A 14,986-nucleotide genomic window follows, 5' to 3' on the forward strand; every position below is an offset into this window, starting at 1 on the left:
CCGCCGGTCTCGCGAGGGGCCCGCACCCAGGGTGCGAGGCCCCTGGTTCCGGTAGCGTTACCGGGCACAGGAACAGGTGCGCGATCGGGGTCGTCTTCGCCAACGGGAGTACGGCCCCGCGCCACAGCAGATAACGTCGTGGTGGCGTGGAAGTACCCGGTGACGAGGGGGAGGGCGACTCGTGCGCGCGGAACGGCTGTGGCGCAGGGGGTTGCGGTTTCCGCGCCTGTTCCTGGCGGACCGGACGGTCCTCGTGCACGGCGACGTCGACCTCAGCACCGATCCACGCAAGTCGCGATACGAGGCAAGGGCCTTCGACACCCGTTCGCTGCGTCCCCTGGGCCCCGCGTTCGAGGCCCAGGGGCCGGTCAACCTGGCCCGGTCGCCCGAGGGCGAGGACTGGCCCGACACCGTTCTCATTCAGGCCTCCCGCCGTTCGCTGAGCGTGCGCGACCCCCGGACCGGCAGCCCCCTGTTGGAGACCGACCTGGCCGAACCGGGGGAGCGGTGGCCCGACGACGTCGCCCTGCGCGTGGTGGACAAGGAGGCCGTGGTCTTCCTCTTCGGTGAGGACGGCGACGGCGGCACGCGCTGGTGGGCGGTGGATCCGCACACCGGAGCGACCGTGCCGGACCTGACCGACTCCAGACCCGGTCACGAGGCGCGCGGCGAGCGGATGTCGTTCGCCGGGGACTACCTGGTGGCACCCGGTCAGGACCCGGGTTTCGACCCGGTGATCCTCGCCGACTACGAACACCCCCGTGAGCGGGTCTACCGGTTGGAGGACGGGGAGTACCGGGGCGAGGTCGAGAGCCACGCCGACTCCGAGACGATGGCCGCCCGGGTGGGCGGCCGTTCCCTGTTGGCGGTCGCCGGGCGCGTCCACTCCCTGCCCGATCTGGAGTTGGTCGCCGAACTCGGGGGTCCGCGCACCCTCACCTCCCTGGTCGAGTGGGACGGTGAGGCGGTCGCCGTCTACCAGGAGGAGAACGCCCGACCCGACGGTCTGGGCGGCTGGTACCTGGATCGCCTGCGGGTGCGGCGGTTGGACCGCCCCGGTCGTCCCGTGGTGGAGGTGCCGGGCACCTGGCCGGGGGATCTGGAGGATCTGGTGGCCGCCCCCGACGGGGTGATCGTCCTGGCCACCACCGAGGGTGTCCACGCCCTGCACGTGGAACCCTGACCCGGGGCGGAGCCGACCGGAGGCGGTGTCGGAGTGAACGTGGAGACCTGGTGGACATGGCGACCGGGGTGGTTCCGGCTGCGCCTGTGCGGTGACGTGCTCCTGGTCCACGAGGAGTACGCCCACGCCTCCGGGGTGCGGAGGGGCCGTTGCTTCGATCGACGGACCGGCCTTCCCCTCGGCCCGCCCTTCACCACGCAGGAGATCGTCTGTCTCGCGGAGATCCCCGGGCACGGCCCGGGCCCGGTCCTGGCCCACCTCGTGCCCGAGACGCTGGTCCTGAGCGATCCGTGCGACGGCACCGAACGGGGACGGATCGCGCTCCCCGCCCTGGGAAACCCGCGCGCCCTGGACGACATGCACATCGCCCGAGTCGGTGGTCGCGACCTGCTCCATCTCTTCGGTGACGGCGCTCACGGGCGTTCCGAGTGGAGCACGGTGCCCGTGGACGGCACGGAACCCGACCCCGCGCGGTCCGACTCCTTCCGGCTCTACGGCACGGGCAGGGAGCGCCTCGCCCTGGACGGGGGATATCTGGTCGTCCCCGCCGAAGAACAGCGCATCCACGTGGGGGAGGAGGCGGTGGACGTGTTCGAAGAGCCGTGTTCGCTCCTCTACCGCGTCGACGACGGCGCGTTCCTCGGACAGTGCGAGGCCGGCGGAGGTGGTGAGGCCGTGGTGGCCACCGTGGCGGGGAAGTCCTACCTGGCGCAGGGATCGCGGCTGTTCTCCGTTCCCGATCTGGCGGAACTCGCGACCGGACGTGCGTTGCGGCACGCCGAGGCCAGAGCCCTGACGGAGTGGGAGGGCCGACCGGTCGGGCTGTGGTCGCGACGGCGGGACGACGTGCCGATCGTGCCGGGGCGACACCACCCGCTCCGGCTGTCCTACTGTTTCCTGGACGAGCTCCCGGTAGCGCCCGGCTCGGGTCCGACGGAGATCCCATGGAACGTGCCCGGTGACCTGCACGACCTGCTGGTGGTCGGCGAGCGCCGGATCGCGGTGGCCACCTCCGAGGGACTGTTCGTACTGGACGTGTGACGGGTGGACGGGCTCCGTCCGGCCGACGGCGGGGAGAGCCGTGGCCACCGTGGCCGCGTCCCCCAGGGGAGGGCGGCGCCGCGGGCGGGGCTCGCGATGCCTCCGCGCCCGGGCCGCCGTCGACCGGCACCCCGATGGTGCGACGGGGACGAACGGTCCGGATCCGGCCCTTCCGGCGCGCGCGGAGCCCTCGACGGGGCCGACCGGTGCGATACTCACCGGACCCACATCGAGGAGGCCGTCATGAGCACACTCCGCATCCTGCCGCGCGCGCTGGCCCTGGGGCTGGCCGCGGGCGCGCGCAGCACACTCGGACCCTGCGCACCGCAATGGGCTCGGGCCCGCGCCGAGGGACGCACACGGTCGCAAGGCCTGGCCGCGCTCACCATCGCCGGAGAGTTCGCCATGGACAAGGTGCCGTCCCTCCCCGCCCGCACCGAGGGGGTCGGGCTCTGGGCGCGCGCGTTCAGCGGCGCCTGGGGCGGCGCCCTGCTCGCCCGGAACCTGGGCGGACACACCGTCACGACCGCCGCCGTCGCAGCGGTGGCCGCGCCGGTGGGCGCCCTGGCCGGGGTCGGCTGGCGGTCGTGGTGGAGCCAGGGGCGTCCGGCCTGGGTGGGGGCGGTCGCCGAGGACGTCGTCGCCCTCTCCCTGGCCGGGTACGCCGTGGCGGGGACCGGCCGGGGCACCGACGGCCCGAGGTGAGGACGCCGCCCCGCCACCCCCTTCCACGAGCGTTCCGGGTGACCCGTCCTCACCCGTACTCGGCGCGGATCCGGTCGGCGTAGCGGGACAGTTCGGCGCCGTGCACGAAGGCCGACCGCATCGTCCCCGGGTCGGCCACACCCTGCCCGGCGATGTCGAACGCCGTACCGTGGTCCACCGAGGTGCGCAGGATCGGTAGCCCCACGGTCACCGAGATCGTGCCGTCGAAGTCGACGGTCTTCGCCGCGATGTGCCCCTGGTCGTGGTACTGGGACAGCACTCCGTCGAACCGTCCGACGAGCAACTGGTGGAAGACCGAGTCGGCGGGCACGGGGCCGCTGACCCGTGACCCCGCCGCGCGGGCACGCTCCACCGCCGGAGCGATGTGGACGATCTCCTCGTCACCGAACGCGCCGTTCTCCCCTCCGTGCGGGTTGACCGCGGCCACGGCCAGGTGCGGGTCGTCGTACCCGAACACCCGCAGCGCGGTCAACGCCTCCTCGATCGCCGCGCCCTGCTGCTCCACGTCGATGGCGTCCAGCGCGCGGCGCAACGACAGGTGTCGGGTGGCGAAGAAGACGCTCTTGCCGCGCACCAGGAACATGGTGTTCTGCCGCTCGGTGCCGGTCAGAGCACCGAGCATCTCCGTGTGCCCCAGGTGTTCGCTGCCCGCCGCCCAGATGGCCTCCTTGTTGATGGGTCCGGTGACGATGCCGTCGACCTTCCCGTCCAGGGCCGCCTCGGTGGCCACGGTGATCGCGCGTACCGCCGCCCGGCCCGCACGCTCGTCCACCGTGCCCCAGGGCAGTTCGGTCTCGCCCAGGACGTCGATGTCCAGGCAGTCGATCACCCCGTCCTCCTCCGGTGGCAGGGCCTCCAGGTCGACGGCGCGCACGCGTACGTCCAGATCGCACACCGCGGCGGCGCGTCGCAGCACCGCCGGATCGGCCGCGACCACGCCGCGTGCGGGGGCCGCGGTGCCGAACCCGGCCAGGGTGCGGACGGTGATCTCCGGGCCGATCCCGACCGGGTCGCCGACGCTGATCGCCAGGAGGGGGCGTGTGTTCATGGTTGCTCCTCGTCAGTGGATGGTCGCTGGTGCGGGTCGGTCGGTTCGGCCATCTCGGTGCGTACTCGGAGGGGTCGTTCGCGCGCGGTGTCGCGGAGTTGGGCGAGGCAGGCGCGCAGGGCCGAGTCGTCGCCCACGAGCCCGCCCTTGGTCACCACCGGCACCCCGTCCATCGGGCCGCCGTCGAGCACGCCGTGCACCGCCAACGGCAGGACCTCGCCGCGCACCTCGAACACCCGCACGCCCAGCGCGTCCAGGACCGCGGTGGTGATCTCCCCGCCGCTGGTGTACAGCCCGCCGAGCCGGAGGGGCACGGTGCCGTCGGTGGGCTCCGTGCTCGCACCGGTCCCCGCGGCGGGCCGGTCGGTGCCCTCACCGTCGGCGGTCCCGGGGTCAGCGAGGACGACCCCCAGGGAGCGGGCGACCGTCGCCGCGAGCAGTCGCGGCAGGGCGCGCCGTGCCCGTTCGGGCAGGTCGGCGACGTCGGTGGCCGCGGTGGTGGTGCGCACCACCACGGTCTCCGGGAAGCGTGCCGAAGCCAGGGCCCGGGCCAGGACGTCCGCCACCTCGGACCGGTGCCCAGGGTCGGCGCAGAACCGCGCGGCGTCCACGTCGACCCGACGGACCGGCTCGGTGTCGGTCACCGCCTCCAGTTGGCGTCGGGTCACGGCGGTGGCGCTGCCCACCACCGCCAACAGCGGCCCCGGGGCGCCCGACCCACCCCGGGTGTGCAGCCCCGAGGCCTCGGCGAGCAGGGCGCCGCCGGGGCCGGGGTCCACCGACACCCACACCGTCCCGTTCCGCCGGCGCGTCCGGGCGGCGGCACGCGCGATGTCGGCCAGGTGTTCCTCGGTGAGCGCGTCGCACAGCACCACCGGTTCCTCACCGGTGGCGAGGGCGTCGACCAAGTCGGGGCCGGTGACGTGGCGCAGCGGAACGTGCCGCACCCCCAGGGAGCTCTGCCGTCGCAGGATCGCGACGACGTCGCTGGTGGTCATGGGGTTGAGCGGGTCCACGGCCAGTTCGGTGCGCTCCAGCGGCACCCCGTCCAGAAGCTGGTGTCCGTCGGCGGTCACCCGCGCGGAGGAGGGGAAGGCCGGTACGAACAGGGCCCGCACCGGTGTGGCCGCGGGCACCCGTGCGCGCACCGCCCGCCAGGCGGCCTCCAGTTCGGCGCCGACGTTGCCGCGCAGCGTGGTGTCGGTGCGCTTGACCACCAGTGACACCGGACCGGCGCTCGCCACCACCGACCCCACCCGCGCCGCGGCCGCCGCCGCGGACAGACCCCGGCTGTCGACGTTCACCACGACCACGTCGTAGGCGTCCAGTACCTCGGCGACCTGACCGGGCGCCACGGTGCCCACCCGCATCCCCAGGCGGGCGAACCGCGCCCCGGTCGCGTTGGCCCCGGTGAGATCGTCGGCGACCACCAGTACCTCGGCCACTTCCCACCCTCCTCTCGCTCGGTTCGGGATCTCCGGTCAGCCCAGGATCAGTGCGGCCACGCCCAGCACCGGGAGCGACGCCAGCCACAGGGTGGTGGTCATGCCGCTCCACATCTTCAACGCCGGGACCCCGGACAGCCCGGTGAACCGGGTGACCACCCAGAAGTAGGAGTCGTTGAAGTACGAGAAGACGATCGAGCCCGCGCAGGCCGACAGTACGGCCAGGGTCGGGCTCATCCCCGCGGCCTCCACGATGGGCGCGCTCAGGGTCGCGGAGGTGATGATGGCGACCGTCCCCGACCCCTGGGCGATCCGCACGAAGCTGGCGATGATGAAGGGGAGCAGGAACATGGGCACCGCCCAGCCGGACACGGCGTCGGCCAACGCCTCGCCCACTCCGGAGCCGCGCAGCACCTCACCGAAGGCGCCGCCCGCCCCGGTGATGAAGACGATCATCCCCGCCGAGGCGGCGGCGGTGGTCAGCCAGCCGACCACCGTGGTGCGCCGGGTGCCGCGGGGAGGCAGCAGGTACACGGCGATGACCAGTCCGATGAGCAGGGCGACCGCGGGGTCGCCCACCACCCCGAAGACCTGGGCGATCCGGGTGCCCTCCGCCGCGGCCGCGGTGACCGTGTTGGCGATGATGAGCAACAGCGGCAGCAACAGCGGCACGCTCGCCCTGAAGGCGCCGATCCCCGGGTCGGCGGGTTCCTCGGCGATGTCGCGTCCGTTCACCATCACCCCGGTGCCACCCGACCCGGTTCCGCCGGAGCCGCCGCCCTGAGCGGCCACCAGGGTGGGATCCAGGTGGCGTTCCAAACCGGGCCCGACCAGGCGGGTGTAGATGACCACGACCGGCAGCAGGACCACGGAGAACACCAGGCCCGCCACGATGACCAGGCCCATGTCCGCGCCCAGAAGCCCCACGGCGGCCAACGGGCCGGGGGTGGGCGGCACCATGTGGTGGGTCACGGACAGACCACCGGCCAGCGCCAGACTGACCACCACCAGAGGCTTGCCGTACTTGCGCGCCAACGACCGCGCCAGGGGGTGCAGGATGACGAATCCGGAGTCGCAGAAGACCGGGACCGACACCACGGCACCGGTCGCGGTCATCGCGACGTCCTCGCGTCCCTTGCCGGCCATGCGCACGAACGCCTTGGCCAGGGCGTCGGCGCCGCCGCTCTCCTCCAGGACCTTGCCGATCATCACGCCCAGCGCGATGACGATGCCGATCCCGGCCAGAGTATTACCGAAGCCGGTGGTGACCAGGCCGAGGACGTCGGCGGGGGCCAGACCGGCGATCAGACCGGTGACCAGGGCCCCGGCGAGGAGCCCGATGAAGGCGTCGAGGCGGGTCCACAGGATGACCGCGACGACGACGGCGACGCCGATGAGCAGGGCTGCTAAGAGGTGGGGTTCCATGATGCGACCTTTCGCGGGGCGCACCCCGGGATCTACGGGGAGGGGGTGCGCGGGGGGAGGGCCACGAGCGCGCACCGTCGGTCCGACTCCAGGGCCGTACGGACCCCAGGGTCGAGGCCGTCATCGGTGACCAGCGTGTACGGTCCGGGGACCGGTGCCCAGTGGTGGTGGGGTGCGACACCGAGCTTGCTGGAGTCGGTGACGAGCACGGTGTGCGGCGCGCTGCGCATCAGGAGTTCCTTGAGCGCGCCGATCTCGGCGGTCGGGCAGTTCAGGCCCCGTTCGGGGTCCAGGCCGTCCACGCCGACGAACGCGATGTCGACGCCGATCCGGTCCAGGACCACGCGGGTGAGGTCGCCGGCCAGGGAGCCCCGGGGCCGTCGCAGGTGACCGCCGGTGACGATGACCTCGACGCCCTCGGCGTGCTGGAGCGCGGTCATCGGGCCGATGCCGTTGGTGACGACGGTGGGGCCCCGGCGGTCGGCGAGTCGTTCGGCGATGAAGGTGGTCGTGCTGCCCGCGTCCAGGAGCACGACGTGGTGGTCCTGGACCAAGGCGGCCGCGTGCTCGGCGATGGCCCGTTTGGCGGGGACCCGCCGGCGCTGCTTCTCGGTCCAAGAGGGCTCGGCGTGGGCCAACGCCCCCACCGGTACGGCGCCGCCGCGGGTGCGGACGACCCGGCCCTCGTCCTCGAGTTCGCCGAGAGCACGGCGCACGGTGGAGGGGCTGACCCCCAGCAGAGCGGCGAGGTCCTCCACGCGCCGGGTGCCGTCCAGGACGGCGTCCAGCACCCGTCGGTGCCGACTCATGGATCCACCTCCGCTCGTAACGCGCAACCGATGGTGAACATCGTGCGTGAAACACGCAAGAAACACCACCCCCTTCCCAAGAAAAACGCGCACGGTGAGCACCGTGCGCGTTCTCCGCAGTGAGGTCGGGCCTCAGTCCTCGAAGGTCCGCAGCACCCTGAACTCCACCCCGGCCCGGGGCAGCCGTTCGATGAGCGCGTCACCCATCGCCACCGCCGTGGTCACCTGACCCGAGGTCCGCGGAAGGTCGTCCCGCCACAGGCACAGCGCCGACTCCGCGAGCATCCCCGAGGTCGCGCCGTACCCGGGTTCGCCCCCCGACACCAGCGTGTGCACCCGCCGGCCACCACCGGACCCCACGAAGTGCACGGTGAACCACCCGCCGGCCAGCTGCTCCTCCGTCGGCCCCTCTCCGGGCGCGCGCAACGAGAGCAACCGCTCCCGCAGGGCCGGCACCTGCGCCGCGGCCATCATTCCCGCGGACCCGCCGACCGCGCCCAGAACACTCGTCAGCTTCAGGAACGCCCCGTAGTGACCGTAGGAGAAATCGGGGCCGTACCTCTCCAACGCCGCCGCCGAACGCACCACCACCTTGGGGTCCAGGCTGGGGATCGGCAGGGTCCACCCCCGTGCCAGCCGGGTCCGGGGCACCCCGCCGCGGTCGGCGCGCACGCGGCGCCCCTCGGGCGGTCCCTCCATCGCCCGACGATCCCGTGCCGCGGCCAGCAGACCCAGGGGGTCGGAGAAGGCGCCCACCGCCGACCGCAACGTCCCACCCGAGGCGTTGCCCTGGGCGCGCACGAACCCCTCCACGTGCAGGGGCACCCCCTCGGGCAGTTGCTCCACGGTGAACAGGACGCCCAGGTCGTAAGGGATGGAGTCGAACCCGCAGGCGTGCACGATCCGTGCCCCGGTCCCCTGGGCGGTGGCGTGGTGGCGCACGTACATACGGTCCACGAACGCGGGCTCGCCGCACAGGTCCACGTAGTCGGTGCCCTCGGCCGCGCACGCCGCCACCAGGGGCTCGCCGTACTCGGCGTAGGGGCCCACGGTCGTGATGACCACCCGCGCGGAGGCGGCCAGGGTACGGATCGAGGCGGTGTCGTCGACGCGGGCGAGCAGGAGGTCGGGCGTGGGCCGGTCCGGGTCGATCTCGGCCAACTCGGCCCGCAGCGCCTCCAGCTTCTCGGTGTTGCGCCCGGCCAGCGCCCACCGCAGGTCGCGGGGTGCGTTCTCGGCCAGGTACTCGGCGGTCAACGCGCCGGTGTAGCCGGTCGCGCCGAACAGGACGATGTCGTAACCGCGTTCCATGACTTCCTTGTCGGTCGGTCTTCGGGTCGCGCCACGTGGCGCCACAGTCTCTCAGGTGGCCCCGACGGTCGTGGCGCGGGCCGGTGGGGAAATCGACGGTGTGGAGGGGGCCGACTGCGGGTAGGCCGCCTCGGCGAGAACACCGAGAACGTGAAGGAGGGGCCCGTGACCGCGTTGATCGACCTGCACGGCACCGCGATGGACGAGTTCGACCGCAGGGTCAAGGGGGTGCGGCTCACCGACTGGGCCCTGCCCACCCCCTGCGCCGACTGGGACGTGCACGACCTGGTGGACCACCTGGCCACCGAGCAGTTGTGGGTGCCCCACCTGCTCGACGGCGCCCGCGTCGAGGACATCGGGGACCGCTTCGACGGCGACAACCTGGGGGAGGAGCCGGTCGCCACCTGGTCGGTGGCGGCGCGCGAGTCCCGGACCGCCTGGCTCGCCCCGTCCGCGCTCCAGAGCCGGGTCCACCTCTCCTTCGGAGAGGCCCCCGCCGAGCTCTACCTGTGGCAGATGACGTTCGACCTCGGCGTGCACGCCTGGGACCTGGCGCGCGCCACTGGGGCGGACGAGGCCCTCGACGCGGATCTGGTCGACGCGTTGTACGCGTGGGCCGGTGAACAGGACCTGGCGGCGAGCGGGGTGTTCGCCGAGCCGATCCCGGTCTCCGGCGACGCCGACACCCAGACCCGCCTGCTCGCCCTCACCGGGCGCCAGGTCTAGACACCGTGGCTCGCACCCCAGAGGGTGCGGATGCCTGCCCACCGTGCCTCCCGGAACCCGGGTAGGGATCGCCGGCGGGTCGGCGGGCACGCGCCGCCCCTCGGAGCCCCGAGGTCTCGTCGCGCCGTGGGGCACGGGGCGAGCACCGGCGAGGATCCGGGAAGGCACCGGCCGCGCGCCGTTTCCCCCGAGACCCCCGTCGGGACATCGGCTCCGAGGCGTCGGTGGGCGGTCCCGCGTCCACCGCGCGCGGTGGACGCGGGACCGCCCGGGGCGATCAGTTGAGGGGGCGGCCCGTGTGCCGTGCGATCCACACGGCGGTGCGTTCGGGGCTGGCCAACAGGTCCCAGGCGCGCTCAGGGTAGTTGAAGGCGTCGGTGAACTCGTCGGTGAGCGTGCCGCCCTGGCTCAACGCCCCCAGGAACTCCTGGAACTCCGGGGTGGGCGCCGTCAGGTTCTCCATCATGTGGTTGCTCCACCGGGTGGCGGACAGCACCCGGTCGGCGCGGCGGCGGTCCACGTGTTCGACGAACCGGGTGTCGTACACCTCCTGCGCCACGATCTCTTCGCCCAGCACCCACGCGGCGTGCGAGGCCATGTTGGCGCCCTGGCCCAGGATCGGGTCGACCGTGGCGTGCGCGTCGCCCAACGACACCACCAGGGTCCCGTCGTCCAGGACGGCGTGACCGCGTCGCACCACCGGGGTCACGTCACCCTGGAGGATGTCCAGGGGCCCGTCGGCCAGGTCGAACGCGGCGGTGTCGATCCGTTCGAGGCACCCGGGGTAGTACTCGCGGAACAGGTCGAGCATCATCGCCAGGTAACCCTCGGGGTCGTCCTCGTAGGGTCGGGTGGCCAGCGCCTCCAACGCGGAACCGAAGTGGTTCTCGATGACCAACGCGGTGGCCAGCCCACCCCGTGTCCAGGTGGGGATCTCGATCATCTCGCCCGCGCCCGGGGCGATGTGGAAGGTCACCGCCCGTCCCGGCTGCTGCGCCACGCCGGTGAACAGACCCGCGCACAGTGCGCGGCGCGGGGCGGTGAAGGGGGAGTATTCCGGGTCGCGCTCGAACACCTCCGAGAACGCACCGCGCCCGGTGCACACCACCAGCAGGTCGAACCGGGCTGCCAGACGTGGCAGATCGTCGGGGGAGAGGCGACCGAACTCCAGAGCACCGCCCCGCTGGGCGAAGTCCTCCATGAGTCGTGGCAGATAGATCCGGTAGTCCACCGCACGGCTGGGGGCGTGCAGGGCACCGGAGAACCGCAGGGGCTCGGGCCCCACCCGGTACTCGTGTCGACCGTAGCCGTACTCCTCGACCGGCCAGTGGTCCACGTCCAGGGCCCGTTCGCGCTCGACGGTGACGGCGTGGTGGGCGACGGTGTTGGGCAGGCGCGCCGCGCGCTGCTGGTCGGGGGTGCGGTCGGTGAGGATGGTGGTGTCCACCCCGTGTCGGCGGAGGAGGAGCCCCAGGTGCAGTCCCGCGGTTCCGGCTCCGATGATGCCGATCCTCTTGTTCACAACGCTCCCGTGCTCGTGGAGGGCTAGCACGGGCCGCACAGGCGGGGGAACGAGAGGGAAGTACGCGAGCGGCCCGGACGCGTACGGTCACCGATCCTAGGGTGCGGGCCGGCACCCGACCAGAGTCTCCGCGAAAGCGGACGTGGCCCGTTCTCCCGTGAGGACGGGCCCCGCGCGCGTCCGTCAGTCCGCCGCGCTGCCCTCGTCCTCGTCGGGGACCCGGCGCAGCACGTCTCCGGGTTGGCACTCCAGCGTTCGGCAGATCGCCTCGAGCGTCGTGAAGCGCACCGCCTTGGCCCGGCCGTTCTTCAGCACGGCGATGTTGGCCGGGGTGATCCCGACCGCCTCGGCGAACTCTCCGACCGACATGCCGAGCCGGGCGAGGTGCACGTCGATGTCGACGATGATCGCCATCAGATCACCTCCGACATCTCGGTCCGCAGGTCGGTCGCCTTGCGCAGGAGGCCGCGCATGAGCACGAGCAGCATCGTGCAGCAGGCACCGGTCGCGGTGCCCAGGAAGGCCCCGCCCAGCGCGCCGACCGCGTCCATGGCGCCGTTGGGGAAGGGCATGTCGGTCAGGGCCAGGTGCACGGTGACCCCGGCTGCGAGCAGGGTGGCCACGAGCGCGGACCCGATGATGACGTCGACCCGGGCGAAGGCCCTGTGGTCGAAGAGGGTGTCGCTCCGCAGCATGCCGAGCAGCATCCACACGGCGACCAGGGCGATCTGGACACAGAGGACACCGAGGACCGCCACCGTCACGTAGGGAGCGGCGATCCGCTCGTAGGGAGGGAACCGGGCGACCTCGGCGGCGGCCACCCCCGGGATGACCACGAACTGACCGAAGAGGCCGAGGAGGAGCGCCACCACGATGGCGGCGCGCAGGAGGAGGGTGAAGGAGCGATCCATGTGTCGAGTATCGATAGATTTCTATCGAAAAGCAATAGGTACTGGACACTCGTGTGGGTCGTGCCCCCGGGTGGGTGTGGGCTCTTGCCTGAATATGCCTCCACGGGTATATTCCTGGTGTGGCATATTCAGTGTTCGAGGTGGTGGCCGAACCGAGTCGGCGGCGGATCCTGGACGATCTCCGCGACTCCGGGGAGAGCGCCGTGGGCGATCTGGTCGACCGGCTCGGGCTGTCCCAGCCGGCGGTCTCCAAACATCTGCGGATCCTGCGCGAGGCCGGGTTCGTCGAGGTGCGCCGGGACGCCCAACGGCGTCGGTACAGCGTCAGGGCCGACCCGTTCCGGGAGATGGAGTCCTGGCTGCGTCCCTACCGGCGGCTCTGGGAGGAACGTCTCGACGCCCTGGAGGCACACCTGGACACCATGGACGACGAGGAACCGAGGGGACCCGAACATGAGTGAGGCACTGCGACCGGCCGGCGAGGACCGGTGGGCGTTGACGTTCGTGCGGAACATCGCGCACCCGCCGGAGAAGGTCTGGCGGGCGGTCACCGAACCCCGGCACCTGAGCCGGTGGTACCCCATGGTCGTCGAGCGCTTGGAGCCCCGGGTCGGGGGAACCGTCACCTTCCGGGACGAGGAGGGCACCGTGGTGCCCGCCGAGGTCACCGAGGTGGATCCGCCGCGGACCTTCGCCCTGCGCGAGCACGACGAGGAGACCGGTGAGCACGACCTGCGCTTCGTGTTGGAGGAGGACGGTGCGGGCGGGTGCCGCCTCACCTTCACGCACACCTTCGCCGACCGCACCTGGGCGGACCGGACCGAGACCGGATGGTCACGCTGCCTGGACGAGCTCGAACGGATCCTCGACGAGAGCGACTGACGGCGACGGGCGGGGTCCGCCGAGCGGACCCCGCCCTGGGCGGGTGGTGTTCCGACCGGCCCACATCGCGGCCCCGCCCTCGGGCGGAGTCCGGGCCGTTCACCCCACGGTGACTAGCCGACCCTGGGCGGCGTGGAGGGCCCCTCCCGCTCGACCGCGTCCTCCCGCTCACCGTCGTCGGTCTCCGTGTGCGGTGCGGGCGCGGTGGACACGATGCCCTGCTCCACCGCCATCTCCCGCACCAGTCGGGGGGCGCCCCACAGGGTCGGCAACAGCACCAGACCCACCGGCACCGCCGTGACCACGATGAAGGACTGCAGGGCCTGCACACCGTTGTCACCGATGGTCAACAGCGCCACCGCGGCGGCGCCCATGCCCACGCACCAGAACGCCCGGACCCCCGGGTGCGGTTCGCCCTCGCGCATGCTCGACATCGAAATGGCGTAGGACATCGCGTCGAGGGTGGCGGCGAAGAAGATCAGCGTCACCACGACCATGATCACGGCCAGCACCGCGCTGAACGGCAACGCCTGGACGATGGACAGCGCGGCGGCGGGCAGCCCGTGCTCGTTGTAGGGACCGGAGATCACCCCGGGGTCCTGCTGTTCCAGCCACAGGCCGGTCCCACCCAGGGCGGTGAACCAGACCATGGTGACCAGGGAGGGGAGCACGGTCGCGCCCACGTAGATCTGCCGGACCGTGCGTCCTCGGGAGATCCGCGCGATGAAGATCGCCATCAACGGCCCGTAGCCGATGAACCAGCCGAAGAAGAAGACCGTCCAGTACCCCAGCCAGCCCTCGTCGCCGCGGTACAGCGCCATCGGAACGAACTCGCGTACGTGCACCGCGGTCGCCTGCAGGAACAGGTCGACGACGTACGGCAGGGACGCCAGCCCCACGATGGAGACGATGAGCACCAGCGCGGCCCACACGTTGATCCTGCTCAGCAACTGGATGCCGCGGTTCAGGCCGCTGAGCACCGACACCGTGGCCACCAGGGTCAGTCCCGCGATGAGCACCACCTGGGTGCCGTAGCCGGAGGACAGCCCGAACATCTCGCCGCCGATGTAGGACATCTGCAACCCGAGGAAACCGATCGGGCCGACCGTGCCGGCCACGACCGCGAGCACACAGCAGATGTCGGCCAGCGTGCCCAGCCAGTGGGTGCGCACCCGGTCGCCCAGGATCGGCCACAGCAGGGTGCGCGGTCGCAGGGGCAGCCCCTTCTCGACCCCGCGCATCATCACGAGGGTGGCCAGGGAACCACCGACGGCCCAGGCCGGGAAACCCCAGTGCACGAAGCTCTGAGCCAGGGCCATCGCGGCGCCGTCCATGCCGCCCGCGGTGTCGGCGTACTGCGGCGGCGGATCGACGTAGTGGGCCAGTGGTTCGGCGGCGGCCCAGAACACGCCGCCCGCGGCGAGCAGGGTGGTCAGGACCATCGCCACCCAACGGAACCACCCGAAGTCGGGCGTGAGCGCACCGCCCATGCGCACCCGGCCGTACCGGGAGAACGCGAGGACGGTGGAGATGGCCACGGTGGCCAGGAGCAGGACCTGCCAGTAGGCGCCGAACCAACGTGCCGACCAGCCGAAGGCCGTGTCGACCCCGGCGCTCACCCGGCCGGGGCTCAGCAGGGCGAACAGGACGAACAGAACCAGCAGGCCGCCGGAGACACCGATGACCCATGGGTCGGGTCGGCGTCCGGTTTCGGGCACACGTGTGTGCTGGGTGGAGGACATGAAGAAGAGGAGTCTCCTCGGTCGGAGAACGGGACCGGGCACGCCGTCGGGGCGGTTCGGGGAAACGGGAAAAAGCCGTCACTGCGACGCCGAGGCGGCGGACGGCAACGGGCCCCAGAGCGGGGCGACTCGACGGATTCTACGCGCGTTCGAGCACGTGGGAGCCACCGGGGAGGGTGGGACCGACCACCCGGGCGTGTGTCACTGTGCGCCCC

General features: G+C 72.2%; 15 protein-coding genes. 6 read left to right on the forward strand and 9 right to left on the reverse strand.

Annotated elements, in window-relative coordinates; genetic code table 11:
• Window positions 1-181: 181 nt before the first annotated feature.
• From DSY14_RS15030 to DSY14_RS15040, 3 genes are all read left to right on the forward strand, one after another.
• Entirely contained in the window at window positions 182-1,183 is a 1,002-nt protein-coding gene (locus DSY14_RS15030; RefSeq protein ID WP_211717182.1) for a hypothetical protein, read from the forward strand.
• Between the two features lie 39 nt (window positions 1,184-1,222).
• Window positions 1,223-2,224, forward strand: coding sequence for a hypothetical protein (locus tag DSY14_RS15035; RefSeq protein WP_211717183.1), 1,002 nt, complete (start codon window positions 1,223-1,225; stop codon window positions 2,222-2,224).
• Between the two features lie 243 nt (window positions 2,225-2,467).
• Window positions 2,468-2,929: a hypothetical protein gene (locus tag DSY14_RS15040; protein ID WP_211717184.1), complete on the forward strand. Its 462-nt coding sequence runs from the start codon at window positions 2,468-2,470 to the stop codon at window positions 2,927-2,929.
• A 49-nt stretch (window positions 2,930-2,978) separates the two neighbouring features.
• Here the strand turns inward: DSY14_RS15040 and pdxA are convergent, their stop codons facing one another.
• The 5 genes from pdxA to DSY14_RS15065 all read right to left on the reverse strand — a co-directional run bounded on the left by pdxA (window position 2,979) and on the right by DSY14_RS15065 (window position 8,988).
• Window positions 2,979-3,998: a 4-hydroxythreonine-4-phosphate dehydrogenase PdxA gene (gene pdxA / locus DSY14_RS15045; protein WP_211717185.1), complete on the reverse strand. Its 1,020-nt coding sequence runs from the start codon at window positions 3,996-3,998 to the stop codon at window positions 2,979-2,981.
• A complete protein-coding gene (locus DSY14_RS15050; RefSeq protein WP_211717186.1) occupies window positions 3,995-5,443 on the reverse strand; it encodes a four-carbon acid sugar kinase family protein in 1,449 nt (482 codons plus the stop codon). The genes pdxA and DSY14_RS15050 overlap by 4 nt, the downstream gene beginning before the upstream one ends.
• 36 nt (window positions 5,444-5,479) lie before the next feature.
• Entirely contained in the window at window positions 5,480-6,868 is a 1,389-nt protein-coding gene (locus DSY14_RS15055) for a GntP family permease (RefSeq protein ID WP_211717187.1), read from the reverse strand.
• 32 nt (window positions 6,869-6,900) lie between these two features.
• Window positions 6,901-7,677: a DeoR/GlpR family DNA-binding transcription regulator gene (locus tag DSY14_RS15060; RefSeq protein ID WP_211717188.1), complete on the reverse strand. Its 777-nt coding sequence runs from the start codon at window positions 7,675-7,677 to the stop codon at window positions 6,901-6,903.
• Between the two features lie 132 nt (window positions 7,678-7,809).
• On the reverse strand, window positions 7,810-8,988 hold the full coding sequence (locus DSY14_RS15065; protein ID WP_211717189.1) for a trans-acting enoyl reductase family protein: 1,179 nt from the start codon (window positions 8,986-8,988) through the stop codon (window positions 7,810-7,812).
• A 165-nt stretch (window positions 8,989-9,153) separates the two neighbouring features.
• Here DSY14_RS15065 and DSY14_RS15070 point away from each other — a divergent pair, with 165 nt between their 5' ends.
• A complete protein-coding gene (locus DSY14_RS15070; protein ID WP_211717190.1) occupies window positions 9,154-9,714 on the forward strand; it encodes a TIGR03086 family metal-binding protein in 561 nt (186 codons plus the stop codon).
• A 277-nt stretch (window positions 9,715-9,991) separates the two neighbouring features.
• Here the strand turns inward: DSY14_RS15070 and styA are convergent, their stop codons facing one another.
• The 3 genes from styA to DSY14_RS15085 all read right to left on the reverse strand — a co-directional run bounded on the left by styA (window position 9,992) and on the right by DSY14_RS15085 (window position 12,147).
• Window positions 9,992-11,236 (reverse strand): styrene monooxygenase subunit StyA, encoded by a 1,245-nt coding sequence (styA, locus tag DSY14_RS15075; RefSeq protein WP_211717191.1) that lies wholly within the window; start codon window positions 11,234-11,236, stop codon window positions 9,992-9,994.
• Between the two features lie 183 nt (window positions 11,237-11,419).
• The gene (locus DSY14_RS15080; protein WP_211717192.1) at window positions 11,420-11,650 is read right to left on the reverse strand and encodes a helix-turn-helix transcriptional regulator; all 231 of its coding nucleotides are present in this window, start codon (window positions 11,648-11,650) and stop codon (window positions 11,420-11,422) included.
• Window positions 11,650-12,147: a DUF2975 domain-containing protein gene (locus DSY14_RS15085; RefSeq protein WP_211717193.1), complete on the reverse strand. Its 498-nt coding sequence runs from the start codon at window positions 12,145-12,147 to the stop codon at window positions 11,650-11,652. Before DSY14_RS15085 ends, DSY14_RS15080 begins: the two co-directional genes overlap by 1 nt.
• Window positions 12,148-12,266: 119 nt before the next feature.
• Between DSY14_RS15085 and DSY14_RS15090 the strand changes: the two genes are divergently transcribed.
• Together DSY14_RS15090 and DSY14_RS15095 are read left to right on the forward strand one after the other, a co-directional pair.
• On the forward strand, window positions 12,267-12,608 hold the full coding sequence (locus DSY14_RS15090) for a metalloregulator ArsR/SmtB family transcription factor (protein WP_307851232.1): 342 nt from the start codon (window positions 12,267-12,269) through the stop codon (window positions 12,606-12,608).
• Complete coding sequence (locus DSY14_RS15095; protein ID WP_211717194.1) at window positions 12,601-13,029, forward strand: SRPBCC domain-containing protein; 429 nt, start codon at window positions 12,601-12,603, stop codon at window positions 13,027-13,029. The genes DSY14_RS15090 and DSY14_RS15095 overlap by 8 nt, the downstream gene beginning before the upstream one ends.
• A gap of 113 nt (window positions 13,030-13,142) precedes the next feature.
• On the opposite strand, the gene DSY14_RS15100 is transcribed toward DSY14_RS15095, so the two are convergent.
• Window positions 13,143-14,771, reverse strand: a complete 1,629-nt coding sequence (locus DSY14_RS15100; RefSeq protein WP_211717195.1) for a BCCT family transporter — start codon at window positions 14,769-14,771, stop codon at window positions 13,143-13,145.
• Between the last annotated feature and the right edge of the window lie 215 nt (window positions 14,772-14,986).

This window comes from Nocardiopsis sp. MG754419 (genome assembly GCF_018207095.1).
Classification (GTDB): domain Bacteria; phylum Actinomycetota; class Actinomycetes; order Streptosporangiales; family Streptosporangiaceae; genus Nocardiopsis.